Below are 26,540 nucleotides of genomic sequence, written 5' to 3'. Positions count from 1 at the left end.
CACCCATGTGGTGAGCGCCCAGGGGAGGAGCGAGCCTGATGTCCGAGAGGACCGCGGAAGGCAGCACGGGGACCACGCGGGAGAGAGGGCCGGCGCCGGCCGGTGAGCGCCTCGCGGACTGGGCGGACGGCCGGCTCGGCCTGCACACCCTGTCCAGGAAGTACCTGCGCAAGGTCTTCCCGGACCACTGGTCGTTCCTGCTCGGCGAGGTCTGCCTCTACACGTTCGTGATCCTGCTCCTGACCGGGGTCTATCTCACCCTGTTCTTCCACCCGTCGATGAACGAGGTGGAGTACCACGGCAGTTACGTCCCCCTCAACGGAATCAAGATGTCCGAGGCGTACGCCTCCACGCTCGACATCAGCTTCGACGTGCGGGGCGGACTGCTGATCCGGCAGATCCACCACTGGGCGGCGCTGATCTTCGTCGCCGCGATGCTCCTGCACATGATGCGGCACTTCTTCACGGGCTCGTTCCGCAAACCGCGCGAGCTGAACTGGGTGTTCGGCTGGACGCTGCTCGTGCTCGGCCTGTTCGAGGGCCTGTTGGGGTACTCGCTGCCGGACGACCTGCTCTCGGGTACGGGCATGCGCTTCCTCGACGGGGCGATCCTGTCGGTGCCCGTCGTGGGGACGTATCTGTCGATGTTCCTGTTCGGCGGCGAATTCCCGGGGCACGACATCGTGGGGCGGTTCTACTCGGTGCACGTGCTGCTGTTCCCCGGCATCATGGCGGCGCTCGTGGTGACCCATCTGATCCTGGTCGTCTACCACAAGCACACGCAGTTCCCGGGTCCGGGAAAGACCGAGCGGAACGTCGTGGGGGCACCGTTCTTCCCCGTCTACCTCGCCAAGGCCGGCGGCTTCTTCTTCCTGGTGTTCGGCGTCGTCGCGTTCCTCGCGGCCGTCGCGTCCATCAACCCCGTCTGGAACTACGGGCCTTACCGGGTCGACCAGGTGTCCACGGGCGCGCAGCCCGACTGGTATCTGGGGTTCGCGGAGGGGCTGCTGCGGGTGATGCCGGGGTGGGAGATCACGCTGTGGGGGCACACGCTGGCCCTGGGCGTGCTCGTCCCGCTGGTCGTCTTCCCCGCGGTGCTCGTCGTGATCGGCGTGTATCCGTTCGTGGAGGCCTGGGTCACGGGCGACCGGCGCGAGCACCATCTCCTCGACCGGCCGCGCAACCGGCCGGTGCGCACCGGGCTCGGGGTGGCCTGGCTGACGTTCTTCCTGGTGGCCCTGGTGGGCGGCGGCAACGATCTCTGGGCCACCCGCTTCCATGTGTCGCTGAACGCGGTCACCTGGTTCGTGCGCGTCGCCCTCGTAGTGGGCCCGGTGATCACCTTCGTGATCACCCGGCGGATCTGCCTGGGACTGCAGAGGCGCGACCGCGAACTGGTGCTGCACGGAAGGGAGTCGGGCCGCATCAAGCGCCTCCCGCACGGCGAGTACGTGGAGATCCACGAGCCGCTCACCCAGGCCCGGCTGCACACCCTGACCGCCCACGAACAGCCCCCGGCCCTGGAGAGCGGGCCGGAGACCGACGTGAACGGCGTGCGGCGGCGCATACCCCGGGCCGAGCGGCTCCGGGTGCGCCTCTCGCGCGGCCTGAACGGAGAGGGCGCGCAGGTGCCGAAGCCGACCGCGCGGGAGTACGAGGAGGCGCAGCGCGAGCACCGGTGAGGCAGGCAGGTGACGTCAGAACACATCGTCGGCCAGGCGGTCGACCTGGTCGGGGTCGGTGCCCCAGCAGTAGAGCATCACCTCGTCCGCGCCGATGTCCGCGAAGCCGGAGACGGCCTCGCGGATGTGCGCGGGAGTGGCGAGCATGCGCTCGGCAGATCCCGCGGCACGCGGGTCAAAGCCGTAGTACGCGGTGAGGGCGTCGCGCACGGGCGATCAGGTCGTCCGGGCCGAGCGCCGCATCGGCACCGGCCTTCGCGCCTCCCCTTTCTGGACCAGCGCAGCGCTCGGATTCTTGGGACCGGCAGCGCGCTCAGAAGCCGCCGCCGAAGTCCCCGCCACCTCCGAAGTCGCCTCCGCCGCCGAAGTCCCCGCCGCCTCCGAAGTCCCCGAAGTCGTTCGAGTTGAAGTCCGCCCCCGAGTAGTCCCCGCCGTCATATCCGGCTCCCGCGCCGAAGTCGCCGTATCCGGAGCCGTAGTCGGCCGCGTAGGCGGGGCTCGACATCATCGAGCCGAGCACCGTGCCGAGGAGGAGCCCGGGCAGGATGCCGCCGCCGAAGTAGCCGCCCGCCCAGGGGCCGTAGGCCGGGCCCGCGTCGTAGTAGGGGCGGCGCTCGCCGTAACCCGTGTCGACCGTGCGGACCATGGGGTCGACGCCGTCCTTGAGCCGGGTCGCGTCGGCCGCGCAGACCGGGACCTCGCGCTCGGCGCCGGACGGGGGCGCCCACAGCGCGTCCGTCACGGACGGCCCGTGCCGCGGGTCGAAGAAGCAGGGCACCCGGCGCTCGGGCAGCGGCCTGCCCTCACGTCGCGCCGCCAGCAGGGACAGCGAGAACCGCCCGTCGTCCAGGGCCTCCGTCACCCCGCGCACCTCCTCGGGGCGCTGGGCGGCGGCCATGAACTGTTTCGCCTTCTCGTACGAGTCGAGCGCCCGCTCGTAGTCGGCGCGCATCGCGTCGTCGGCGCCGGGCTCGGCGGGGTGGAAGTCGAGCCGGTCCAGCTCCTCGCCGAACGCCGTGATGTCCTCGTCGACGACCACGCGGAGCTGCTCCAGGGCGGCCCGCTGCTCGTCCTCGCGCTGCCGGCGCCGCCTGCGGGACACGGCGTAGGCTGCGCCGCCGCCCGCGACGACGACCGCGCCGATGCCGATCAGGGCGCCGACCGGTGCGCCGCTGTCACCGCCGCCCGCACCCCACGCGGGGGGCGCGGAGCCGCTCGCGTTGCGGACGGCCGTGTCGACGAAGTCGTTGAGCTGCGTGGTGACGTTCTCGCCCTGGACGCTGGTCGTCAGATTCTTGACCGCGTCCTGGGACATGACCCGGCTGTCGGCTCTGGCGTCGAACTGCTGGCCGAGGCGGATCGCGTAGACGCCGGTGACGCCGGTCTTGGTGCGCAGGTCGGTGAAGAGGTCCTGCTTGGGGAAGCCGGCGGGCAGGACGGCCACCATGACGGGCTTGTCCGCGTCCTTGATCTTCTTGGCGAGGGCGTCGGCGTCCCCGGCGGACAGCTGCGCGGAGGCGGCCGGGTCGACGTACACAGGGCTCTTCTTGAGGGCGTCGGCCACGGTCGAGACGTCGGAGGCAGCCGCCTGGGCCCCCGGTGTCACCGCCGTCATGGCACCCAGGGCGAGGAGCGAACCGGACAGGACGGATATCAGGCGCGATGCCCGACGGGTGGGCCTCATACCTCGACGCTAACCCACGAGGGGACCGGATGCCGTATGTACTGCGGGGAGGGGCCCGCAGCACTCCGCGGTGGGCCCCTCCCCGCGCCGTCTCACGCGGCGCGGTACGCCTCGGTCAGCTTCGCGACCGCGTCCGCGTAGCGCCCGGACAGGAGCAGGTGGTCGGCGTCGGCGAACGGCTTGGCCACCCCCGGCGTGATGTCCTGTCCCACCTTCTGCTGGACGAGCAGCCGCGCCTTGCCCACCACCGCGCGGCCGGCCTCCGCCGACCCGGCCTTCTGTGCCGCGGCGGCCGCCAGGGCGAGGGCCTTGAGGGTGAGCGTGCCGCCGCCCGGCGGGGTGCGCAGCGTCGTCAGGCCCCAGCCGAAGGGGAACTGCGGGTCGTACGCCGCGTCCCCGACGTTGATCGGCAGCTGGGCCTGCGACTTGGGCCAGGTCACGGGGAGCTGCCCGGTGAAGGGCTTCGCCCCGTACAGGACGTCCGCGACGCCGTCGCCCTCCGTGCCGGGCAGCCAGGACGCGACGAGCGCGTCGATGTCGCCGAGCCGGTCGCCGATGAGCTGCGGGCGCCCGGAGACGATGAGCACGGCGCACTTCATGGCGCCGCACACCTTGTCGACGGCGGCCTGGTCGGCGGCCGTGAGCTCCAGGTCGTTGCCGTTGCCGACGTCGCCGATGCCTTCCGCGTACGGGGTCTCGCCGACCACGACGACGCCCACGTCATAGCCGTCCGTGGGCGCGGAGGCGTCCTTGGAGTAGGAGATGGTGGCCCCTGGCGCGGCCTTCTTCATGCCCTCCAGGACGGTCGTCCCGTCGGTGATCTTTCCGGACGAGCCCTGCCAGGTGACGGTCCAGCCGCCGGTCTGGTTGCCGATGTCGTCGGCGTCGGACCCGGCGACGTACACCTTCTGGCTCTTCTTGAGGGGGAGCACGCCGCCCGCGTTCTTCAGGAGGACCTGGGACTCGGCGGCGGCGGTGCGGGCGACGGCGCGGTGTCCGGCCGAGCCGATGGCGGCGGCCCCGCTCGTGTCCGCATACGGCTTCTCGAAGAGGCCCAGTTTGAACTTCTGGGTCAGGATCCGCGAGACGGCGTCGTCGATCCGCTTCTCGCTGATCCGGCCGGCCTTCACCTCGTCGACCAGGGTCGTCCGGAAGTCCTTGTACGCGGTCGGGACCATGATCATGTCGAGGCCCGCGTTGACCGACGTACGCACGTCGGACGCGTAGTCGCCGGGGAGCTGGTCGATGGCCTGCCAGTCGCTGATGACGAAGCCGTCGAAGCCCATGCGGTCCTTCAGGACTCCGTTGATCATGGCGGCGTCGGCGTGCATCTTCACCGGGCCCTCGTCGTCGCCGATGATGTCGAGCGACGAGTACGAGGGCATGACCGTGCCGACCCCGCGGTCCACGGCCTCCTGGAACGGCGCGAGGTGCACCGCCTCCAGCTCCTGCCGCGTGACCTTGGTGACGCCCTGGTCGATGGTGTACGAGCCGGTGGTCGACGAGCCGTACTCCGTGCCGCCGTCGCCCACGAAGTGCTTGGCGGTGGCGAGGACCTTGTCGTCCCGGTCGAGATCCTTGCCGCTGCGTGCCCCTTGGAGGCCCTGGACGACGGTCTCCATCTGCTTCACGAGAGCGGGGTCCTCGCCGAAGGACTCGTACGACCTGCCCCAGCGCTCGTCGCGCGTGACGCACAGGCAGGGCGCGAAGTCCCAGGGGATGCCTGTGGCGCGGACCTCGGCGGCCGTGACCGCGCCCGCCTTCTCGGCCGTCCCCGGGTCGCGCGTCGCGCCGATGCCGATGTTGTGCGGCAGGACCGTGGCGCCGACGAGGTTGTTGTGGCCGTGCACCGCGTCCACGCCGTAGATCAGCGGGATCTGGAAGCGCGTCGCCTGCGCCCGGAGCTGGAAGCCGTCGATCATCTTCGCCCAGGCCGCGGCGGTGTTCGGCGTCGGTGTCGAGCCGCCGCCGGAGAGCAGCGAGCCGAGGTCGTACGCGGCGATGTCGCCGCCGGTGCCGACCGCGTTGCGCTCGGCCTGCGTCATCTGGCCGGCCTTCTCGTCCAGGGACATCCGGGACAGCAGATCCGCGACGCGCCGCTTTACGGGGAGGTTGGGGTCGAGGTAGGGCAGGCCGTGGGCGTCGATCACCACCTGCGGGCTCTCGGCGGGCGCCTTCGCGCCGGTGACCGTCAGCTTCAGGGGGATCGTCTCGGCGGACTCGGCCGCCTTGTCCTTGAGAGTCGGTACGGACACGGTGTGCGTGGCGCCCGAAGCCGTGCCGGCCGGGAAGGTGAACTCGCCCTTGACCGGCGTGTAGTCCGTGCCGGCATCGGCACTGCCGGCCGCGCTCTCGTACGCGACCGTGACCGGCTCGGCGAGCGGGGCGGAGCCGGTGGTGGCGACGGAGATCGGCACGCCTGCCGTGCCGCCCTCCTTCACCGGGTAGACGGCGGCGCCCGTCAGGACCTTCGTGGTCAGGGCGGGGTCGGCCTTGCCGTACAGCTCGACGCCGTCCATGGCGAAGGTGCCGGGCGTGCCGGTGGGCAGCGTGAGCGCGTAGCCCCACATCTCGGTGAGGCCGAGGTTCTGGTCGATGCCGCCGACGGGCTGGTAGTCGGTGCGGTACCTGAAGTCGGTGAAGGGGATCTCGACCTGGTGCCAGCCGGTCCACTCGTCGGTGAAGGAGGTCGTCCACAGCTCGGACGCCTCGCCGTTCGAACCGCCGTCCTTGATCTCGAAGTTGACCCGCTTGCCGCTGTTCTTCCCGTCCCACCAGAAGCGGATGCCCTTGTGCGCGGACCAGTCGTGGCCCGGCTGGTTCGCGGCGAAGTCGTGGGTGAAGCCGCCGTAGCCGCTGATGTCGTACGTCCCGGAGAGGACCTTGTCGCCTTCGGGGGCGTCGCCCCGTGCCGCGAGCTCCAGCTCGGGCGGGTCGTCGCTGTCGCCGCCCCAGGTGAAGATGCCCTCCGCGGGCTGGGACGCGAACGGGACCTCGCCCTCGAAGCGGTCGACGGGCACCGGCGGCGGTTCCTCGGCGCCGGTCGCCGCGCCCGCCGAGGCGAGCGGGAGCAGCCCCGTGAGCAGGGCTGCGGAGACGAGCAGGGCGGTTCTTCGCATGGACTTCCCTTCGGCCGGTTCGGGTACGCGCCGCAACCTCTGGGGGTGACGGGAGTCCCTGGTGAAGCTCATGACTTAGCTCACGCCGTGAGTTAACTGGCGCCCCGTGAACCCGTCAAGACTTCACGTCAGAACCGGTGCACAGCCAATTCCCGTTGGCCACCGGGCAGTTGAGCATTCAGTTTCTGAACGCGCGCCCCCTTGACTCCCGTTCGCAGCCGTCATTTACTCACGCCTCGCACGCCCCATCTCCTCACCCCCCACGAAGGGCGGCGCACCATGAGAACCCCCAGAAGAGTCCGTTCGGGTCCGCGCCGGGCGGCCCGTCTCCTCGCCGCAGGACTGCTCACGACCGCGGGTCTGACCGGGCTCGCGGCCTCCCCCGCGCAGGCCGCGGGCGAGCCGGTCACGGCCTGGCTCACGACCACGGACGACGCCGGCGGACGCCATGTCGTCCGCGGCCTCGAACAGCAGGCCCCGTTCTCCTTCCAGGCGGGCACCGGCGGCGGTGGCGAGAACATCACCGTCGACGACAGCACCCGCTACCAGACCTTCACCGGCGGCGGCGCCTCGTTCACGGACACCGCGGCCTGGCTGATGAACAGCAGCGGAGCGCTGTCACCGGCCACGCGCGACGCCACGATGCGCAAGCTGTTCTCCCCCACCGACGGCATCGGCCTGTCGTTCCTGCGCAACCCGATGGGCGGCTCCGACCTGGCTCGTTTCGGCTACACGTTCGACGACGTGCCCGCCGGACAGACCGATCCCGACCTCTCCGGGTTCTCCGTCGCCCACGACCTCGCGGACGTCCTGCCCCTCACGAAGCAGGCCCGTCAGCTCAACCCGAACGTCACCGTGATGGCCTCCCCCTGGACCGCGCCGGCCTGGATGAAGGACAGCGGACAGCTCAACGGCGGCTGGCTGAAAGCGGAGGACTACGGCACCTACGCCTCGTACTTCGTGAAGTACCTCCAGGCGTACCGGGACCAGGGCGTCCCGGTCGACTACGTCAGCGCGCAGAACGAGCCGACGTGCTGCGGCGGTTACCCCTCGATGAGCTGGAACGCCTCGGGGCTCGCCTACTTCACCAAGAGCGAGCTGCTGCCGAAGCTCGCCGCCGCCGGCCTGGACACCAAGGTCCTCGCGCACGACTGGAACTGGGACACGTACGACGGATACGCGGCGCAGACCGTGGACGACGCGGCGGTGCGCTCGCACCCGAACTTCGGCGGGATCGCGTGGCACGGCTACGGCGGCGACGTCGCCGAGCAGAGCAGCGTCCACGACCGCTACCCCCGGCTCGACGCCTTCGGGACCGAGCACTCGGGCGGCACGTGGATCGCCGACCAGCAGCGCGAGGACATGCTCAACATCGTCGACTACACCCGCAACTGGGCGAAGTCGGTGACCAAGTGGTCGCTCGCCGTGGACCAGAACATGGGCCCGCACAACGGCGGCTGCGGCACCTGCACGGGGCTCGTGACCGTGCACAACGGTGACGGGCGCAGCGGACAGGTCGACTACACCGTCGAGTACTACACGATGGGCCATCTGACGAAGTTCGTCCGGCCCGGCGCCCAGCGCGTCGCGTCGACCGGCAGCTCGGCCGTGCCGAACGTCGCCTGGCGCAACCCGGACGGCTCGAAGGCGCTCATCGCGTACAACGGCGGCACGTCCGCGAAGACGGTGACCGTCAACTGGGGCGGGCAGCACGCCACTTACTCGCTGCCGGCGAAGACGTCGGCGACGTTCACCTGGTAGCAGACCGGCAACCGAGGCAACGGAAAGCCGGAGGGGCCGGTCCGCGGCCCCTCCGGCGTCCGCCCATGTGCTGCCTACTCGACCGGCTCGACCCCGGCCCGCAGAAGCCCGTACGTGTAGGCGTCCTCAAGAGCGCCCCACGACGCGGCGATGACGTTCTCGGCGACGCCGACGGTGGACCACTCGCCCGCGCCGTCGCTGGTGGAGATCAGCACGCGGGTCGTGGAGGACGTGCCGTGCTTGCCCTCCAGGATGCGGACCTTGTAGTCGACGAGCTCCAGCTTGGCGAGCTGCGGGTAGATCCGCTCCAGGCCGACGCGCAGGGCGCGGTCGAGGGCGTTGACCGGGCCGTTGCCCTCGGCCGTGGCGACGATGCGCTCGCCCTTGGCCCACAGTTTCACGGTCGCCTCGTTGGCGTGGCTGCCGTCGGGGCGGTCCTCGACGATGGCCCGCCACGACTCGACGCGGAAGTAGCGGCGGGCGCGGCCCTCGGCCTCCTCGCGCAGGAGGAGTTCGAAGGAGGCGTCGGCCGCCTCGTACGTGTAGCCCTCGAGCTCACGCTCCTTGACGCGCTCGACGACGCGGCCGACGAGCTCGCGGTCGTCGGAGATGTCGACGCCGAGCTCCTTGCCCTTGAGCTCGATGGACGCGCGGCCCGCCATGTCGGAGACCAGCATGCGGATGCGGTTGCCGACGAGGTCCGGGTCGATGTGCTGGTAGAGGTCCGGGTCGACCTTGATCGCCGAGGCGTGCAGGCCCGCCTTGTGGGCGAACGCCGAAACTCCCACATACGGCTGGTGCGTGGAGGGCGTCAGGTTGACGACCTCGGCGATGGCGTGGGAGATGCGGGTCATCTCGCGCAGGGCGCCCTCGGGGAGGACCTTCTTGCCGTACTTGAGCTCCAGGGCGGCGACGACCGGGAAGAGGTTGGAGTTGCCGACGCGCTCGCCGTATCCGTTGGCCGTGCACTGCACGTGGGTCGCGCCCGCGTCGACGGCGGCGAGGGTGTTGGCTACGGCGCAGCCGGTGTCGTCCTGGGCGTGGATACCGAGGCGGGCCCCCGTGTCGGCGAGGACCGTGGCGGTGATCGCCTGGACCTGCGCGGGCAGCATGCCGCCGTTGGTGTCGCACAGGACGACCACGTCGGCGCCCGCCTCGTGCGCGGCCGTGACGACGGCCTTGGCGTACGTGGGGTTGGCGCGGTAGCCGTCGAAGAAGTGCTCGCAGTCGACGAAGACGCGGCGGCCCTGCTCGCGCAGGTGGGAGACGGTGTCGCGGACCATCTCCAGGTTCTCCTCCAGCGTGGTGCGCAGGGCCAGTTCGACATGGCGGTCGTGCGACTTGGCGACCAGGGTGACGACCGGGGCGCCGGACTCGACGAGCGCCTTGACCTGCGGGTCCTCGGAGGCCTTGGCGCCGGCGCGGCGGGTGGCCCCGAACGCGACGAGCTCCGCGTGCTTGAAGTCGATCTCCTGCCGGGCGCGGGCGAAGAACTCGGTGTCGCGGGGGTTGGCGCCGGGCCAGCCGCCCTCGATGAAACCCACGCCGAAGTCGTCCAGGTGCCGGGCGATGGTCAGCTTGTCCGCGACGGTCAGATTGATGCCCTCACGCTGCGCGCCGTCGCGCAGCGTGGTGTCGAAGACGTGGAAGTCGTCGTCGACGCGGGAAGCGGGGTAATGGTCGTCGGTTGCGTCCGTCATGCTGATCTGGCTCCTGTGTCGGATCTCGGTCTACCGGAATGACCGGCTCCACCGTCCCCCTATGATCCCTCGCGCTCCGGTCCTGGCGTGTGGTGGTCCAGGAAACGAAAAAACCCCTCGCGGGTGCGAGAGGTCTGCGCGCGGGTCGAGACGACGATGTCCGCCCGTACGTGGTCGTACGTGGCGGTCACTGCGGACCGGCGCGCCTGCTGCCAATAATCATGGCGAACGAGAGCACGTCGGCAGTCTGCCACAGCCCGGGCACGGCCCGGACCGTGGTCTCACGATGTGGGCTCAGACCGCTTCGGCCGCGCGCTGCCTGGCCTCGGGCGCGGCGGCCTCGACCCGGTTCAGGTCGATGTCCCTCGTCTCGCGCATCGTCAGGTAGACGATCAGCGACACGGCGGCGCACCCGGCGACGTACCAGTAGAAGCCCGACTCCAGGCCCGCGTCCTTGAACCACAGGGCCACGTACTCCGCGGTGCCGCCGAAGAGCGCGTTGGCGATGGCGTACGGGAGGGCGACGCCGAGGGCGCGGATGCCGGTCGGGAACAGCTCGGCCTTCACGCACGCGTTGATCGACGTGTAGCCGGTGACGACGACGAGGGCGAGCAGGGCGAGGCCGAGGGCCGGCCAGAAGGAGCCCGCGTGCTTGAGCATCGTCATGATCGGCACGGTCAGGAAGGTGGAGCCGACCGCGAAGGTGATCAGGAGCGGGCGGCGGCCGATCCGGTCGGACAGCCTGCCGGCGAGCGGCTGGATGCAGGCGAAGACGATCAGCGCGCAGAACGAGACGAGCGTCGCGGTCTGCTTGCTCAGCCCGGCGGAGTTGGAGAGGTACTTGGTGAGGTACGTCGTGTACGTGTAGTACGCGACGGTGCCGCCCATCGTCAGGGCCATCACGAGGAACGCCTCGCGCCTGTGGGCCCACAGCGCCGTGAGGGTGCCCTTGCGCTCGGCGCCCGCGTCGTCGGCGGACTCCTCGTAGACGTCGGTCTCCAGCATGTTGCGCCGCAGATAGAAGATGATCGCGGCGCCGAGCGCGCCGATGACGAACGGGATGCGCCAGCCCCAGCTGTGCAGCGCGTCGTCGGACAGGGTGCGCTGGAGGACGATCTGGAGGCCGAGGCCCACGATCTGGCCCGCGGTCATGGAGACGTACTGGAAGCTGGACGCGAAGCCGCGCCGGCTCGGGTCGGACGCCTCGGTGAGGTAGGTGGCGCTGGCCGCGTACTCGCCGCCGACCGAGAGGCCCTGCAGAAGGCGGGCGATGAGCAGGACGACGGCGCCGCCGTACCCGGCGACCGCGTAGGTGGGCGCGATCGCGATGAGGACGGCGGACGCCGACATCAGCGTGACGGTCAGGGTGAGCGCCGCTTTACGGCCCTTGCGGTCCCCCACCCTGCCCAGCAGCCAGCCGCCCACGGGCCGCATGAAGAAGCCGACGGCGAAGATGCCGGCCGTGTTCATCAGCTGTGCCGTGGGGTTCCCGTCGGGGAAGAAGGCTCCCGCGAAGTACGTGGCGAAGCTCGCGTACACGAACCAGTCGAACCACTCGACCATGTTCCCGGCCGACCCGACCAGGATCTTCTTCCATTGCTCTCGTCCCATGGGCGGCCACGGTGCCGGAATGCTTCGCTCCGTGACAAGGGTGTAACGCGCAACGATCATGCGTACTTGCGTTCATAGTGTTCATGAACGTCAGCGGATGCGGCGCGCACGAAGGGCTACGCGGGGTTCTTGGCCAGCGCCTCGTCCAGGAACTCCCGTACGTGGGACAGGATCTGGGCCCGGTCCGTGCCGCGCAGGCCGATCGCGACATGGATGGAGAAGCCGTCGAGCAGCGCCCGCAGCCGGGACGCGAACCGGTCGGGGTCGAGCGGCGGGAGCTCGCCGCGCGAGGTGCCCTCGGCGAGCAGCGCGACGAGGTCGCGGTGCCAGGCCAGTTCGATCGCGGCCTGCCGCTCGCGCGCGTCGCCGTCGGCCTCGGCGTTCTGCGAGCGGTTCCATACCTCCAGCCACAGCGTCCAGTGCGGGTCGCCCTGCGCGTCGGGGACATACAGGTCGACGTACGCGTCCAGACGCTCGCGGACCGTGCCGCCGCCGGACAGGAGCCGCGCCCGCTCCGCGCCGAGGCGGCCCTCGCTCCACTCCAGGGTCCGCAGGAGCAGCTCGTCCTTCGAACCGAAGTAGTAGAGGAGGTGGCCGCTGCTCATGCCGACCTCGCGGCCGAGCGCAGCCATGGTGAGCTTCTCCAGGCCGCGCTCGGCGATCATCTCCATGGCCGCGGCGAGGACCTCTTCGCGCGGAGGGGCGTTCTTCCGGCGGGCCTGGGCCACGGGGACTCCTGCGGGTCTTTCAGTGTGCGGGCGTGATCTCGGGTTGCTGCTGGGTGATGCAGTGGATGCCACCACCCCCGGCGAAGATCGTACGGGCGTCCACGAGCTGGACGGTCCTGCCCGGGAAAAGCCGGCGGAAGATCCCGGCCGCGACCTCGTCGTTCGGGTCGTCGAAGGAGCACAGGACGACGCCGTCGTTGCACAGGTAGTGGTTGATGTACGAGTAGTCGACCCAGCCCTCGTCGTCCTTGAGGACGGTCGGCGCGGGGACCTCGACGACCTCCAGGGGCCGGCCCTTGGCGTCCGTCTCGCCCTTGAGCTGGGCGATGAGCTGCCGGCTCAGCTCGTGGTCGGGGTGGGCGGGGTCCTGCTGCGAGTGGACCAGGACGACGCCGGGCGCGGCGAACGCGGCGACGATGTCGACGTGGCCGCGGGTGCCGTAGACGCCGTAGTCGCCGGTGAGGCCGCGCGGCAGCCAGATGGCCTTGGTGGTGCCGATCCGGGCGTGGATCTCCTGCTCGACCTCGGCCTTGGTGCGGCCCGGGTTGCGGTCGGGGTCGAGCTGCACGGTCTCGGTGAGGAGCACGGTGCCCTCGCCGTCGACGTGGATGCCGCCGCCCTCGTTGACCAGGGAGGAGGAGTGGACGGGGACGCCGGCGAGGTCCGCGATGTGGCGGGCTATCTTCGCGTCGTGCTCCCAGACGGCCCAGTCCTGGGCGCCCCAGCCGTTGAACGTCCAGTCGACGGCGGCCAGTCGGCCGTCGCCGACGACGAACGTGGGGCCGATGTCGCGCATCCACGCGTCGTCGAGGTCGCGCTCGACGAGCTCGATGCCGTCGCCGAGGAGCGCGCGGGCCGAGTCGCTCTGGCCGGGGGCGACGATCACGGTCACCGGCTCGAAGCGGCGTACGGCGCGGGCGACGGACGCCCAGGCCTCGCGCGCCCCGGCCAGCTCCTCGTCGTTGGTGAACGTCGGGTTGGGGCTCGGCCAGGCCATCCAGGTGCGCTCGTGCGGGGCCCACTCGGGGGGCATGTGGAAGCTGCTCATGAGCGGGTCCTCACAGGAAGTAGAGACGGTTCAGGGAGACGGAGTCGGCCGGTTCGGAGCGGACCGGGTCGCCGTCGAGCGTGACGAGTCCGGTGGCCTGGTCGACGTCGATGGAGCCGGTGCGCGAGTTGAGGCGCAGGTCGGCGGGGCCGATGCCGCGGGTGCCGCGGACGGCGACGCGGCGGCGGCGGGTGGGCATCTTGTCGTTGCCCTGGTCGAGGGCGGCCCGGGCGACGAAGGCGACGGAGATGTCCGCCGCGGTCGCGCCGTGCGCCCCGAACTGCGGCCCCAGGACGAGGGGTTCGCAGGTGTCGGTGGCCGCGTTCGGGTCGCCGACGACGCCGTACGCGGGGAAGCCGGACTTGAGGACGAGCTGCGGTTTCGCGCCGAAGAACTCGGGGCGCCACAGCACGATGTCGGCGAGCTTGCCGGCCTCGATGGAGCCGACCTCGTGGGAGAGGCCGTGCGCGATGGCGGGGTTGATGGTCAGCTTCGCCATGTAGCGCAGGACGCGCGCGTTGTCGTCGTGCTCGCCGTCGCCTGCCTCGCCGTTCCGGGAAAGGAGGGGCCCGAGTTCGGCCTTCATCTTCCCGGCCATGGCGAAGGTCCTGCGCACGGTCTCGCCGGCGCGGCCCATGCCCTGCGCGTCCGACGACGTGATGCCGATGGCGCCCAGGTCGTGCAGGACGTCCTCGGCTCCCATCGTCCCGGCGCGGATCCGGTCGCGGGCCATGGCGGCGTCGCCCGGCAGGTCGGTCTTGAGGTCGTGGACCGAGACGATCATGCCGTAGTGCTCGGCGGCGGCGTCGCGGCCGAAGGGCAGCGTGGGGTTGGTGGACGACCCGATGACGTTCGGGACGCCCGCCATCTTCAGGACGTTCGGCACGTGCCCGCCGCCGCAGCCCTCGATGTGGAAGGCGTGGATGGTGCGGCCTTCGAGGACCCTGAGGGTGTCCTCGACGGACAGGCACTCGTTCAGGCCGTCGCTGTGCAGGGCGACCTGGACGTCGTGCTCCTCGGCGACGCGCAGCGCGGTGTCGAGGGCGCGGGTGTGGGCGCCCATGTCCTCGTGCACCTTGAAACCGGACGCGCCGCCCTCGGCGAGCGCCTCGATCAGCGGGGCGTCGTGCGAGGACGAACCCCGGCCGAGGAAGCCGATGTTGACGGGCCAGGCGTCGAACGCGTTGAACGCGTGGCGCAGCGCCCAGGGCGAGTTGACACCGACGCCCCACACGGGCCCGAACTCCTGGCCGATGATCGTGGTCACACCGGAGGCGAGCGAGGCCTCCATGATGCGCGGCGACAGCAGGTGTACGTGGGTGTCGACGGCGCCCGCGGTGGCGATGAGGCCCTCGCCCGACACGATGGACGTGCCGGTGCCGACGACGACGTCGACCCCGTCGAGGGTGTCGGGGTTGCCGGCGCGCCCTATGGCGTGGATCCGGCCCTCGCGGATGCCGATGGAGACCTTCCTGATCCCCTGCACGGCGTCGATCACGAGGACGTTGCTGATCACGACGTCACAAGTCTCGCGGACGGCCGCGGCCTTGAGGTGCAGTCCGTCGCGGGCCGTCTTGCCGAACCCGGCGAGGAACTCGTCGCCGTACGCCTGCGCGTCGGACTCGACGCGGACGGTCAGGCCCGAGTCGCCGAGGCGGACGCGGTCACCGGCGCGCGGGCCGTGTGTGGCGGCGTACGCGTGGGGGTCGATGTGCCGGCTGCCCGGCGCGCAGTGGTCGCTGTGCTTGGTGGGCCTGCTCATGCGCCCGTTCCCTTCACTCCGAGATATCCGCAGGCGGCTGCCCTGCGCAGGGCCTCCTCCTTGGCGCCCGGCGCGTCCAGCGGGCCGTCGACGAGCCCGGCGAAGCCGATCGCGACGCGCGCGCCGCCGATGGGCACGAGGCCCACCTCGGCGCTCTCCCCCGGCCCGAACCGCACCGAGGAGCCGGCGGGGACGGCGAGCCGCATGCCGTACGCGGCCGCGCGGTCGAAGTCGAGCCGCGGGTTGGCCTCGAAGAAGTGGAAGTGGGAGGTGACGGAGACGGGGACGCTCGACGTGTTGGTCGCCGTGAGCGTCACCGTGGCCGGCGGGTCGCTGTGCTCGGGGCCCGGGAGCAGCGCGCCGGGCGCCTCGTCGCCCAGCGACGAGCCGATCGGGTCGCTGACCACGGCGAGCCGGGACCCGTCGTCGAAGACGGCCTCGACGTGTACCTCCGTCACGACGTCACTGACGCCGGGGAGCACATCGTCGGGGCCGAGGACGGAGCGCGCCGCCTCGATGGCCTCGGCGAGTCGCCGGCCGTCCCTGGCCGCCTCGCACACCGTGTCCGCGATCAGGGCCGTCGCCTCGGGGACATTGAGCCGCAGGCCCCGGTTCTTCCGGGCCCTGGCCAGCTCGGCGGCCCCGAACAGCAGCAGCCGATCACGTTCCGTGGGGGTCAGACGCACGCCACCACACCTCCCGTACAGGTTTAGAACTTCACTCTAACCATACGATTCACAACTCGGAAACATTGACGTGTCACCTTGTGATGGGTCACATTGAACGCTGCTCTAAAGCACCCGACGTGACCGATGCAACGACGCAAAGATCAGGGGTTCCCCCATGGCGATAGAACAGCGCGGTGTAGACACCATCCCCGATGAGGAACGCACCAGCGGTCCCCGGGACATCGTCTCGATCCTCCTAGGCTCGAACCTCTGTCTCGGGGTGATCGTCTTCGGCTGGCTGCCCGTGTCGTTCGGACTCGGCTGGTGGGCCTCGGTCACCTCAGTGGTCGCGGGCACACTGCTCGGCACCGCACTCACCGCCCCGCTCGCCCTGGTCTCCCTGCGCACCGGCACGAACCTGTCGACGTCGTCGGGCGCCCAGTTCGGCGTCCGCGGGCGGCTCGTCGGCTCGGTCGTCGGCCTGCTCCTGTCGCTCGGCTACACCGCGCTGACCGTGTGGATCGGCGGCGACGCGATGACGGGCGTCCTGCACCGCCTGTTCGGCGTGCCCGAGTCGGGCCTCACCTACGGCATCGTCTACGCGCTCCTGGCCGCCGCCACCGTGATCGGCGCGGTCTACGGCTACCGCGTTCTGCTGCGCCTGTCCCGCGTCCTGGCCGTGGGCATGACCGCGCTCCTGGCGCTCGGCGTCGTCGCGTACGCCCCGCACTTCACCACGGCGCCGCTGCCGGACGCGGGCGGCTACCTCCTCGGCTCGTTCTGGCCGACCTGGCTGCTCGCCCTCGTCGCCGCCGGCCTGTCGGGCCCCATCGCCTTCATCACGCTCCTCGGCGACTACACGCGCTACGTGTCCCCGGCCCGCCACTCGCAGCGCAGCGTCCTGCGCGCCACCTGGCTCGGCCTGATCGTCGGCCTGCTCACGCCCCAGCTGTTCGGCACGTTCACCGCGTACGCGGCGCGCGCCGCCCTCGACTACGCGGGCTCGCTCGTCTCCGCCTCGCCCACCTGGTACCTGATCCCGCTGCTGCTCGCCGCCTCCGCGGGCTCGGTCGGCAACGCGGGCCTGATGCTCTACTCCATGGGCCTCGACCTGGACGCGATCCTGCCCCGCGCCTCCCGCACGGCGGCGACCTACACGGTCGCGGCCGTCGCCACGGTCTGCGTCTTCGTCGGCCACTTCGCGTGGGCGGCGCAGGACGCCATGACGTCGTTCGTCCTGCTCCTCACCGCGATCGGCACCCCCTGGGCCGTGATCACCCTGATCGGCTTCGTCCGCTGCCGCGGCGTCTACGACGCGGACGCGCTCCAGGTCTTCAACCGGCGCTCGCGGGGCGGCGTCTACTGGTACCGGGGCGGCTGGAACCCGCGCGCCACCGCCTCCTGGGCCCTGGGCGCGTTCGTCGGCCTGCTCGCGGTGTCCCTGCCGTCGTACGAGGGCCCGCTGCTCTCCCTGACGGGCGGCGTGGACTGCAGCTTCCTGCTGTCGGGCCTGGTCGGCGGGGTGGCCTACCTGGCGCTGACGTCCCGTGAGGTGCGCTCGGTACGCGTCAGGGCCGCCGCGGACGACAAGTCCGCGGCGGCCCTGGTCGCGAGCGGTGAGTGACGACCCGGCCGGCGAGGGGTCCTAGCCGAGCCGGTGCATCCAGCCGTGCTGGTCCGCGCTCGTGCCGCGCTGGATGTCGAGCAGCGCCTCGCGCAGCTTCAGCGTGACCTCGCCGGGCTCGCCGCCCGACTGGGTCCACTGGCCGCCGGCGCGCTTGACGGTGCCGACGGGGGTGATGACCGCAGCGGTGCCGCAGGCGAAGACCTCGGTGAGCGTGCCGTTCTCGGAGTCGGCCTGCCACTGGTCGATGGAGACGCGGCCCTCGACGGACTCGTAGCCCAGGTCGCGGGCGACCGACAGAAGCGAGTCACGGGTGACGCCCGCGAGGAGCGAGCCGGTCAGCTCGGGGGTGACGATCTTGTCTCCGTACACGAAGTACAGGTTCATGCCGCCGAGTTCCTCGACCCACTTGTGCTCGACGGCGTCGAGGTAGGCGACCTGGTCGCAGCCCTCGGCGGCGGCCTCGGCCTGGGCGAGGAGGGACGCCGCGTAGTTGCCGCCGGTCTTGGCGTCGCCCATGCCGCCGGGAACGGCGCGCACACGGTCCTCGGACAGCCAGATCGACACGGGCTTGACGCCACCGGCGAAGTAGGCACCCGCGGGCGAGGCGATCACGATGAAGAGGTACTCGTTGGCGGGCTTCACGCCCAGGCCGACCTCGGTCGCGATCATGAAGGGGCGCAGGTAGAGGGACTCCTCGCCGCCGTGCGCCGGGACCCACGCGATGTCCTGCTTGACCAGCGCGTCACACGCCTCGATGAACGTCTCGACCGGCAGCTCGGGCATGGCGAGGCGGCGCGCCGAGGCCTGGAAGCGCTTGGCGTTCATCTCGGGGCGGAAGGTGGCGACGGTGCCGTCGGGCCGGCGATAGGCCTTGAGGCCCTCGAAGATCTCCTGCGCGTAGTGCAGGACGTTCGTCGCGGGGTCGAGGGAGAGCGGTCCGTAGGGCACGAGCTGCCCGTCGTGCCAGCCGCGGCCCTCGGTCCACCGGATCGTCACCATGTGGTCGGTGAAGTGGCGGCCGAATCCCGGGTTGGCCAGGATCGCCTCGCGCTCCGCGCCGGACAGCGGGGTCGAGGAGGGCTTGAGCTCGATCGTGGGCGTCGTCATGGTTGCGTGTCCTTCACCGGTTGTGTGTGACGGACCGCTCTCACGCTCGCGCAGCTGGAAGCACGAACTTCCCACCTACTTGGTCGTCCGAGCTTTTGCGTTCACCGCGGCCCCACGTTCGATTATCGCTCGTGGGGTCCGAGGGACGAAAACGGCCCGTACAGGTACAGCGTGAGGTGCGGCCCAGGGGTTGATGGTGGCACCCGGGGACCGCAAAGGTGAAGCCGCCGGGTGCGGATGCGACCCGGCGGCTGCTTAAGTACGTTAAGCGCGGCGGGTCAGCCGGCTACTCGTCCGGCGAGCGCGTCGCCGATCTCGTCGGTCGACCGCGCGGTGGTGCCGCGCTCGGCCAGGTCGGCGGAGACGGCGTCCTCGATGCGGGCGGCCTCGGCCTCGTAACCGAGGTGACGCAGCAGGAGGGCCACGGACAGGACCGTGGCCGTGGGGTCGGCCTTGGCCTGGCCGGCGATGTCGGGGGCCGAGCCGTGGACCGGCTCGAACATCGACGGGAACTCGCGGGACGGGTTGATGTTCCCGGAGGCCGCGACGCCGATGCCGCCGGAGACGGCGGCGGCGAGGTCGGTGATGATGTCGCCGAAGAGGTTGTCGGTGACGATCACGTCGAAGCGCGCGGGGTCGGTGACGAGGAAGATCGTCGCCGCGTCCACGTGCAGGTAGTCGGTGGTGACCTCGGGGAAGTCCGCGGCCACCTTGTTGAAGATGTTCGTCCAGAGGTGGCCCGCGAAGGACAGCACGTTGTTCTTGTGGACCAGCGTGAGCTTCTTGCGGGGGCGGGCCTGGGCGCGGGCGAAGGCGTCACGGACCACACGCTCGACACCGAACGCCGTGTTGACGGAGACCTCGGTGGCGACCTCGTGCGGGGTGCCGGTGCGGATCGAGCCGCCGTTGCCCGTGTACGGGCCCTCGGTGCCCTCGCGGACCACGATGAAGTCGATCTCCGGCTGGCCCTTGAGCGGCGTCGCCACACCCGGGAGCAGCTTGCTCGGGCGGAGGTTGACGTGGTGGTCGAAGAGGAAGCGGAGCTTGAGCAGGAAGCCGCGCTCGAGGACGCCGGACGGGACCGAGGGGTCACCGATCGCGCCGAGCAGGATGGCGTCGTGCTGCTTGAGCGCCGCGACATCGGCGTCGGTGAGGGTCTCACCGGTCGCGTGGTAGCGCCTGGCGCCGAAGTCGTATTCCTTGGTCTCCAGCTTCACATCCTGCGGGAGGACGGCGCCGAGGACCTTGAGCCCCTGGGCCACGACCTCCTGGCCGATGCCGTCACCGGGGATCACTGCGAGATTGAGGATGCGAGAGCTAGCCGACATACGGGCACCCTACTTCGGCGTCCCATGGGATGACACTCGCGGTCCGCCATTCGGACAGAGCTCGTGCGGACCGTCGCGGGGTCCGCCCATACGGGTCGCCGTGCGGCCGATTTCTGTTCACCCGCAGGTATGGCCCTCGTTGGTTGTCACTGGGAAGTTTTCTTCCTATGACTGTGCCTTCCAGGGGGACACCCCCCGGACCCCCCACTCCGAACGTCGGCATTCCCGAGCAGCTGGCCCGCCGCCTGAGCATGCCGGAGCAGCACGAGTACCTGCGGGCCCGGTTCAGCAGGCGCCGCGCGCTGACCGGGACCGCGGCGAGCATGGGCGGCCTGACCCTCCTTGGCGGCTCGTCCTCCTCGGCGTACGCGGCGCCTTCCGCCGCCGCCTCGACCGCCGCTCCCGTCCGCTCGGCGGCCCCGCAGGTCGACGGTTCCCTCGTCGCGCCCTTCGCCCGCCATCTCGCCTTCGGCGCCGACCCGAAGACGCAGATGCGGATCTCCTGGCAGGTGCCGTTCGCGGTGCGCAAGCCGTTCGTACGGGTGGGCCTGAAGCCCTGGGACCTCAGCCGGAAGATCGAGGCGGAGGTGCGCGCACTGCGCACCCCGAGCCTGTCGAAGAAGCTCCCGGCGGTCGAACAGCACTATCTGCACGCGGCCTTGGACGGCCTGACCCCCGGAGCGACGTACTACTACGGAGTGGGCCACGACGGTTTCGACCCGGCGTCCGCCGAGCGCATCGCGACGATCGGTTCCTTCCGCACGGCTCCGGCGAAGGCGGAGAAGTTCGTCTTCACGGCCTTCGGCGACCAGGGCGTCAGCTATGACGCGCTCGCCAACGACCAGCTGATCCTGGGCCAGAACCCCTCGTTCCATCTGCACGCGGGCGACATCTGCTACGCCGACAGCAGCGGGCACGGCAAGGAGTCGGACACGTACGACGCGCGCGTGTGGGACCAGTTCCTCGCGCAGACGGAGTCGGTCGCGAAGTCGGTGCCGTGGATGGTGACGACCGGCAACCACGACATGGAGGCCTGGTACTCCCCCAACGGGTACGGCGGCCAGTCGGCCCGCTGGACCCTGCCGGACAACGGCCCGGACCCGCGGAACGCGCCGGGCGTCTACTCCTTCGTGTACGGGAACGTGGGCGTCGTCGCGCTCGACGCGAACGACGTCTCGTACGAGATACCCGCGAACAGGGGCTACACGGACGGCAAGCAGACCGCGTGGCTGGCCGCGCGGCTCGGTGAGCTGCGCGCGCGCAAGGACATCGACTTCGTGGTGGTCTTCTTCCACCACTGCGCCTACTCGACATCGACGCATGCCTCGGACGGCGGGGTGCGCGCCGCGTGGCTGCCGCTGTTCGCCGAGCACCAGGTGGACCTGGTGATCAACGGGCACAACCACGTGTACGAGCGCACGGACGCCATCAAGGACGGAGAGGTGGGCAAGCCGGTGCCGGTCGGCGCGTCGACCGATCCGACGCGCGACGGCATCGTGTACGTCACCGCGGGCGGCGCCGGCAAGGACCTCTACGGGTTCGGCCTCGGGGTCAAGGACAGCTACGAGGGCCATGTCCAGGACCGCGAGTCGATCGTGACGTTCCACTGGACGAAGTCACGCCTGCCGGACCCGGACACCGTGGAGTGGTCGCGGGTGCGGTACACCGGCTTCTCGTTCCTCGCGGTGGAGGCGGAGACCGGCGGGGCGGGCGTGACCCCGAGGCTGAAGGTCTCCGCGCTGGCCGAGAGCGGCGAGCGCATCGACTACTTCGAGATCGAGCGGGGCGCACAGCCGTAGGAGCGCGGGCCCCTAACGGGACTCGTGCCCCGTCTCGCCGCCGTTGTCCCTGCGGTCCAGGGCTCGCTGCAAGGCGGCGGCGGCGTTCTTGCGGTCTGCATCGGACGGCGATGCGTGACGGACTCGGCGGCGGACGGGCGTCGCTGTGGCCATGAGAGATCGACTCCTTGAGATCACGGGGGATTTCGAGGCGCCGGAAGAGGCGGGGAGCCTGGAGCGGCAGGGATTGCCTGCCTTCTGCTCAGCTCACGACCGCCATTCGCTGGATCGAGCGAGACGTTCGGCTCCTACAAAGCTAAGCGAGGAGCCTGCTTCTGTCTCCACAATTACTCGGACTTCCTACTATCTGAGACGGGAGTCACGGCGACGGGTGACTTCGCGCGGGGCCGGCCGGCGCTCCCCCTTGGTCAGAGAACGTCGCCGCCCCGCCAGTCGAAGAGGAGCGCGTGGGCCGGGTCGAGTGCGGCGGTGACGCGGCGCAGGTACGGCGCGCCCTCGTCGTCCGGCAGCGGCACCCGCCCGTCGGGGCCGTACGCGGCGAAAGCGCCCGGCCACTGTTCCCAGCCGCGCGCCCGGTAGAGCCCGGCCCCGTCGTGCGACGCCGACAGCGCGCCCAGTTGGTAGGCGGCGTCGATCACCCGCTCCAGGGCCGCCATGACCTGACCGCCCAGACCGCTCCGGCGCGCGTCGGCGCGGACGGCGACACCCTCGACGTAGCCGGTGCGCAGCGAGCGGCTCGCGTGCACGATCCTGCGCTGCACGACGGAGCCGTGCGCGACGAGGGCGCCGGCACTGTCACGCACGAGGGCGTGCACGCCGCCAACGGTGTGGTCCCAGTCGTCGTCGCTGAAGCCGCCGTCGAAGGCGTCGTCCAACAGGGCGCGCACGGACCGGAGTTCGGCTCGGGTGAGGTCGGCGGTGTGTGCGGTGCTCAGCGTGGTCACCGTGACACCGTACTCACGCGCTATTTGAGTACGCGCGCCGATTTCACGCCGCCTGCGCGACGGCACAGTCGTACTCATGAACGGCCTCTACGCTCTCAAGCCCTGGTACGCGGACCGGCTCTCCGGCCTGCGCCGCGCGCTCGCCGCCCGGCGGGTCTCGCCCGACGCCCTGACGGCGGCCGGTGTCGGGTGCGCCGCGGGCGCGGCGGCGGCGCTCGCCTTCCTGCCGGCGCCGCTCGCCGCGCTGCCGGTGGCCGTGCTGCTCGCGGCGCGGCTCGCCTTCGCGAACCTGGACGGCGCGCTCGCCCGCGACACCGGCCGCACGACGCGGCGCGGCGCTCTCCTCAACGAGCTGGGAGACCGCGTGGCCGACCTGCTCGTCATCGCGGGTTTCCTGCCGCCGGCCCCGCTGTGGCTGGTGGCCGCGGCGGCGTTCGCGACGACACTCCCTTCGTGGGTCTCCCTGGCGGGCGCGGCGGCGGGTGCGCCCCGGCGCAACGGCGGCCCGGTCGGCAAGACGGAGCGCTGCCTCCTCGCGGTCGTGGCCGCGGCCTCGGGCTGGGCTGTCCCTGTGCTCGCGGTCGTCGCGGCGGGGTCCGCGGTGACGGCGGTGGTGCGGGGAGTGTGGGTATGGAGGGCACTTGGGCAGCCCGATACGGCTGTGGCGGTCGAGAAGCCTGTGGTGCAGGCGTCGGCGCCGGTTCCCGTGGCGGAGCCCTCGGTCCCGGCGGCCACCACCCGTCGCCGCCCGTCCCCCTCTCCCGCCCCCCTCCGCAACTCCCCTCCCCCGAAGCCCGATCGAGGCCTCCCCCTCGACCCAGGCGAAGTGTCCGGCGGCATCACCCACACCCGCCCGCAGTCCCCCGCGGACCACGGCACGCAGCTGCGGGGCACCCGATGAGCGCCGTGTTCGTCGCCGGTGAGGTGGCCGGGCGGGCCGTGCCGGTCGTGGCCGGGGTCCTCGGGGCCGGTGGTGTCGCCGTCGCCTCGCTGCCGTCCCGGGTACGGATGCGGGCCGAGCTGCGCAGGCGCTGGCGGACCTGGGCGCTGTCCGCGCCGCTGTTCATCGGCGCCTTCTTCGTGGGCCGCGCGGGCGCGTTCGTGCTCGCGGCCGGGCTCGGCGTGCTCGCGGTGGGCGAGTACGCGCGGATGGCGGGCCTGCCCCGCGCCGAGCGGGCCGTACTGGCGGCCGCGGCCATCGCCGTGCCTGGCGCGGCCCTTGCGGGGCCCGACCCCCGTACGACCGGGGCGCTTCTCCTACTCGCCGTGCTCGCGGCGGTCTGCGCGGGCGACGCCGAACAGGGCTTCACGCGCGCGTGCCGCACGCTCTTCGGTCTCCTGTGGATCCCGGTGTCGCTGAGCGGCCTGGTGCTGCTCGGCGACACCGCGCTCGCGGTCGGGGTCGCGGTGGCGTTCGGTGACGTGGGCGCGTGGTGCGGCGGTACCGCGCTCGGCCGGCGCGGGCCGCTCTCGCGCCGCCTCTCGCCGCTGTCCCCGAACAAGACATGGGCGGGCGTGGTGGGCGCCGCTGCCGCAACAGCCGCCGCACTCACGGCAGTCGGCACGTTCACACCGGTCCTGTGGGCCGCCGTGCTGGCCGGGTGCGTCCTCGGCGATCTCGTCGAGTCGATGGTGAAGCGCGAGGCGGGCGTGAAGGACGCGGGCAGCTGGCTGCCGGGCTTCGGCGGGCTCCTCGACCGTATCGACTCACTCCTCGTGGCCCTGCTCCTCGTGATGTGGTGACCCTGTGACGACGACCGTGACCGCTCCGGCCCGTGTGCGCCCGGCCCGTGCGGCCGCCCGCCTGCGCCACGCCCTGTGGTGGCTCGTCCTCACCCTCACCGGCGGGGTGGAGCGCCGGGGCCGGCTCCCGCGCGGCGGCTGCGTCGTGGTCGCCAACCACAGCTCGCACGCCGACACCGCGGCACTGCTCGCCGCGCTCGACGCGTCGCACGCGCCGGCGATCGGTGCGGCGGCCGACTACTGGTTCGCCTCGCCCTGGCGCGGCCGGATCTGCAGCCGCCTCGCCGCCGGGTTCCCGGTGCGGCGCTCGGGCGGGGGCACGGACGACCTGCTCGGCATGGCGGACACGCTGCGCGCGGGCCACGCCGTGGTCCTCTTCCCCGAGGGCACGCGCGCGCGTGCGGGCGAGCTGGGGTCGTTCCACCGGGGCGCGCTGGTCCTGGCGGAGCACGCGCGCGTGCCGGTCGTGCCGGTCGGCATCGCGGGCACGGACCGGCTCCTGCCCAAGCACGGCAGGCTGCGCCCGTCCCTGGTCCGGGTGCGGATCGGCGAGCCGCTCCCGTACACGGCGACACCGGAGGAGGCCCGTACTGCGGTGGCCGCCCTTCATGCCCGTACGGTCGCGGAGCCACTGCGGGACTCCCGCGTCCGCAAGGTCCTGGCCCGCGTGATCAGCGCGCGGCTCGGGCTGCTCCTGGCCTTCGCGTGGGCGTGCGCGGAGGCGCTGAGCTGGCCGCTGATGCCGGAGCTGTTCCTCGCGGTGGCGTGCGTGGCGGTGCCGCGCCGGGCCCTGAAGCTCTCCGTCACAGCGCTCGCGGGCAGCCTCGCGGGCGGCCTGCTCGCGCTCCAACTGGCCTCCGCGGGCGTCTCGTTGCCCGCACCCCTGACGACGGACCGGATGCGGGCGGAGGTCCGTCACGAACTGTCCGTCGAGGGCGCGTCGGCGGTACGCCACCAGCCCTGGAACGGCATCCCGTTCAAGGTCTACGGGAAGGAGTCGGGCCGCGCGGACGTCCCCGTCACGCACTGGCTGACCGAGTCGGCACGCGCGCGCGGCGCCCGCACACTCACGGTGGGCCTCGCGTTCGGCGCCTTCGGCTTCCTGGTGCACCGGCTCCGCAGGCTCTACGGGCTCTACCTGGGCCTGCTGTGCGGCGGCTTCGCGGCCGGCCTCTCGCTCATCGTGGCGGGCTGGAGCTGACGCGGGCCGTCACAGAGGACGCGGGCCACACAGGGGCGCGGGCCTTCGGACCGGGCGATCCTCGCCGCGTCCCCGACCCCTCTCACGTACCTTCGAGATCATGAATTTACCTCCCTCCCGCAGGTCCCTCCTCGGCGCCGCGGCCCTGGCGCCCGCCCTCCTCTCCGTGCCCGGCACCGCGAGCGCGGCGCCCTCCTCCGACGCCGGCGGTGACGCCCGGCGGCGGCTGCGCGCGCTGGAGGCGGGCTACCCCGGCCGCATCGGGGTGCACGCCCTGCACACCGGCACCGGCGCCGTCCTCGCCTACCGCGCGCAGGAGCGCTTCGCGATCGCCTCGACGTTCAAGGTGCTCGCCGCCTCGGCGATCCTGCACAGGGCGCGCGAGGAGGAGCCCGGGCTGCTCGACGTACTGATCCGCTACGGACAGGGCGACCTCGTGGCCGCCTCACCCCGCACCGAGATGCACCTCGAAACCGGCATGACCGTACGGGAGTTGTGCGACGCCGCCCTCACGTACAGCGACAACACCGCGGCCAATCTGCTGATGCGCCGGATCGGCGGCCCCGCCGGAGTCACCGCGTTCGCCCGCTCGCTCGGCGACTCCGTGACCCGGCTCGACCGGTGGGAGACCGACCTCAACACGAACATCCCCGGCGACCGGCGCGACACCACGACGCCCGCCGCCATGACCGCGGACCTGCGCGCGCTGGTCCTCGGCGACGCGCTCCACCCGCTCGACCGCGGCCAGCTGACCCGGTGGCTCGTGGAGAACACCACCGGCGACAAGCGGATCCGCGCGGGGCTCCCGCCGGGCTGGCGGGTCGGCGACAAGACCGGGTCGCCCGCCTACGGCGGGGTCAACGACGTGGCCGTGGCCTGGCCGCCGGGCGGCGGGGCTCCCCTGGTCGTCTCCGTGTACACGACCCGGCCCGCCCCGGACATCCCGGGCGAGGACCGGATCGCCGCCGACATCACCCGCGTCGCCGTGGACGCGCTGCTCTGACCCCGGACACGACACCGCCTCCGAC

20 protein-coding genes and 1 pseudogene are annotated in these 26,540 nt (G+C 71.6%); 8 read left to right on the top strand and 13 right to left on the bottom strand.

The genetic code is table 11. The features are described 5' to 3' along the window. Positions 1-38: 38 nt before the first annotated feature. Entirely contained in the window at positions 39-1,682 is a 1,644-nt protein-coding gene (gene qcrB, locus ACWIGU_RS31555; RefSeq protein WP_454405075.1) for a cytochrome bc1 complex cytochrome b subunit, read from the top strand. Positions 1,683-1,697: 15 nt separating this feature from the next. On the opposite strand, the gene ACWIGU_RS31550 is transcribed toward qcrB, so the two are convergent. From ACWIGU_RS31550 to ACWIGU_RS31540, 3 genes are all read right to left on the bottom strand, one after another. Beyond that, positions 1,698-1,892: a hypothetical protein gene (locus ACWIGU_RS31550; RefSeq protein WP_454405074.1), complete on the bottom strand. Its 195-nt coding sequence runs from the start codon at positions 1,890-1,892 to the stop codon at positions 1,698-1,700. A 103-nt stretch (positions 1,893-1,995) separates the two neighbouring features. After that, entirely contained in the window at positions 1,996-3,366 is a 1,371-nt protein-coding gene (locus ACWIGU_RS31545) for a hypothetical protein (RefSeq protein WP_454405073.1), read from the bottom strand. Between the two features lie 92 nt (positions 3,367-3,458). After that, positions 3,459-6,485: a glycoside hydrolase family 3 protein gene (locus tag ACWIGU_RS31540; protein WP_454405072.1), complete on the bottom strand. Its 3,027-nt coding sequence runs from the start codon at positions 6,483-6,485 to the stop codon at positions 3,459-3,461. Positions 6,486-6,764: 279 nt separating this feature from the next. On the opposite strand from ACWIGU_RS31540, the pseudogene ACWIGU_RS31535 reads away from it, so the two are divergent. Beyond that, positions 6,765-8,243, top strand: a pseudogene (locus tag ACWIGU_RS31535) (glycoside hydrolase family 30 protein); the annotation flags it as partial. A gap of 77 nt (positions 8,244-8,320) precedes the next feature. Here ACWIGU_RS31535 and cimA read toward each other — a convergent pair. From cimA to ureA, 6 genes are all read right to left on the bottom strand, one after another. Then, on the bottom strand, positions 8,321-9,946 hold the full coding sequence (gene cimA, locus ACWIGU_RS31530) for a citramalate synthase (protein ID WP_454405071.1): 1,626 nt from the start codon (positions 9,944-9,946) through the stop codon (positions 8,321-8,323). Between the two features lie 294 nt (positions 9,947-10,240). Continuing rightward, entirely contained in the window at positions 10,241-11,557 is a 1,317-nt protein-coding gene (locus ACWIGU_RS31525) for an MFS transporter (RefSeq protein WP_454405070.1), read from the bottom strand. 116 nt (positions 11,558-11,673) lie between these two features. Beyond that, entirely contained in the window at positions 11,674-12,228 is a 555-nt protein-coding gene (locus tag ACWIGU_RS31520) for a TetR/AcrR family transcriptional regulator (RefSeq protein WP_454405092.1), read from the bottom strand. Between the two features lie 76 nt (positions 12,229-12,304). Continuing rightward, entirely contained in the window at positions 12,305-13,333 is a 1,029-nt protein-coding gene (locus ACWIGU_RS31515) for an agmatine deiminase family protein (protein WP_454405069.1), read from the bottom strand. Positions 13,334-13,343: 10 nt separating this feature from the next. Beyond that, a complete protein-coding gene (locus ACWIGU_RS31510; protein ID WP_454405068.1) occupies positions 13,344-15,095 on the bottom strand; it encodes an urease subunit alpha in 1,752 nt (583 codons plus the stop codon). Beyond that, a complete protein-coding gene (ureA, locus tag ACWIGU_RS31505) occupies positions 15,092-15,781 on the bottom strand; it encodes an urease subunit gamma (protein WP_100595002.1) in 690 nt (229 codons plus the stop codon). Before ureA ends, ACWIGU_RS31510 begins: the two co-directional genes overlap by 4 nt. Before the next feature lie 157 nt (positions 15,782-15,938). Here ureA and ACWIGU_RS31500 point away from each other — a divergent pair, with 157 nt between their 5' ends. Continuing rightward, the gene (locus tag ACWIGU_RS31500) at positions 15,939-17,387 is read left to right on the top strand and encodes a cytosine permease (protein WP_454405067.1); all 1,449 of its coding nucleotides are present in this window, start codon (positions 15,939-15,941) and stop codon (positions 17,385-17,387) included. 21 nt (positions 17,388-17,408) lie between these two features. On the opposite strand, the gene ACWIGU_RS31495 is transcribed toward ACWIGU_RS31500, so the two are convergent. Next, the gene (locus ACWIGU_RS31495; protein ID WP_454405066.1) at positions 17,409-18,497 is read right to left on the bottom strand and encodes a branched-chain amino acid aminotransferase; all 1,089 of its coding nucleotides are present in this window, start codon (positions 18,495-18,497) and stop codon (positions 17,409-17,411) included. Between the two features lie 278 nt (positions 18,498-18,775). Continuing rightward, positions 18,776-19,825 (bottom strand): 3-isopropylmalate dehydrogenase, encoded by a 1,050-nt coding sequence (locus tag ACWIGU_RS31490; RefSeq protein WP_454405065.1) that lies wholly within the window; start codon positions 19,823-19,825, stop codon positions 18,776-18,778. A 251-nt stretch (positions 19,826-20,076) separates the two neighbouring features. Between ACWIGU_RS31490 and ACWIGU_RS31485 the strand changes: the two genes are divergently transcribed. Beyond that, a complete protein-coding gene (locus ACWIGU_RS31485) occupies positions 20,077-21,624 on the top strand; it encodes a purple acid phosphatase family protein (RefSeq protein WP_454405064.1) in 1,548 nt (515 codons plus the stop codon). A 12-nt stretch (positions 21,625-21,636) separates the two neighbouring features. On the opposite strand, the gene ACWIGU_RS31480 is transcribed toward ACWIGU_RS31485, so the two are convergent. Both ACWIGU_RS31480 and ACWIGU_RS31475 read right to left on the bottom strand, forming a co-directional pair. Then, positions 21,637-21,777 (bottom strand): hypothetical protein, encoded by a 141-nt coding sequence (locus tag ACWIGU_RS31480; protein ID WP_454405063.1) that lies wholly within the window; start codon positions 21,775-21,777, stop codon positions 21,637-21,639. 254 nt (positions 21,778-22,031) lie between these two features. Beyond that, complete coding sequence (locus tag ACWIGU_RS31475; protein ID WP_454405062.1) at positions 22,032-22,568, bottom strand: GNAT family N-acetyltransferase; 537 nt, start codon at positions 22,566-22,568, stop codon at positions 22,032-22,034. Positions 22,569-22,644: 76 nt separating this feature from the next. On the opposite strand from ACWIGU_RS31475, the gene ACWIGU_RS31470 reads away from it, so the two are divergent. From ACWIGU_RS31470 to bla, 4 genes are all read left to right on the top strand, one after another. Beyond that, complete coding sequence (locus ACWIGU_RS31470; protein ID WP_454405061.1) at positions 22,645-23,469, top strand: CDP-alcohol phosphatidyltransferase family protein; 825 nt, start codon at positions 22,645-22,647, stop codon at positions 23,467-23,469. Next, entirely contained in the window at positions 23,466-24,311 is an 846-nt protein-coding gene (locus tag ACWIGU_RS31465; protein WP_454405060.1) for a phosphatidate cytidylyltransferase, read from the top strand. The genes ACWIGU_RS31470 and ACWIGU_RS31465 overlap by 4 nt, the downstream gene beginning before the upstream one ends. A gap of 4 nt (positions 24,312-24,315) precedes the next feature. Further along, the gene (locus ACWIGU_RS31460; RefSeq protein WP_454405059.1) at positions 24,316-25,512 is read left to right on the top strand and encodes a lysophospholipid acyltransferase family protein; all 1,197 of its coding nucleotides are present in this window, start codon (positions 24,316-24,318) and stop codon (positions 25,510-25,512) included. A 100-nt stretch (positions 25,513-25,612) separates the two neighbouring features. Then, positions 25,613-26,515 carry a class A beta-lactamase gene (bla, locus tag ACWIGU_RS31455; protein WP_454405058.1) on the top strand — a complete coding sequence of 301 codons (903 nt, stop codon included), beginning with the start codon at positions 25,613-25,615 and terminating at the stop codon, positions 26,513-26,515. Positions 26,516-26,540 lie beyond the last annotated feature (25 nt).

Source organism: Streptomyces sp. NPDC055400, from assembly GCF_053644375.1.
This window is presented reverse-complemented; position numbering and strand designations above follow the sequence as displayed.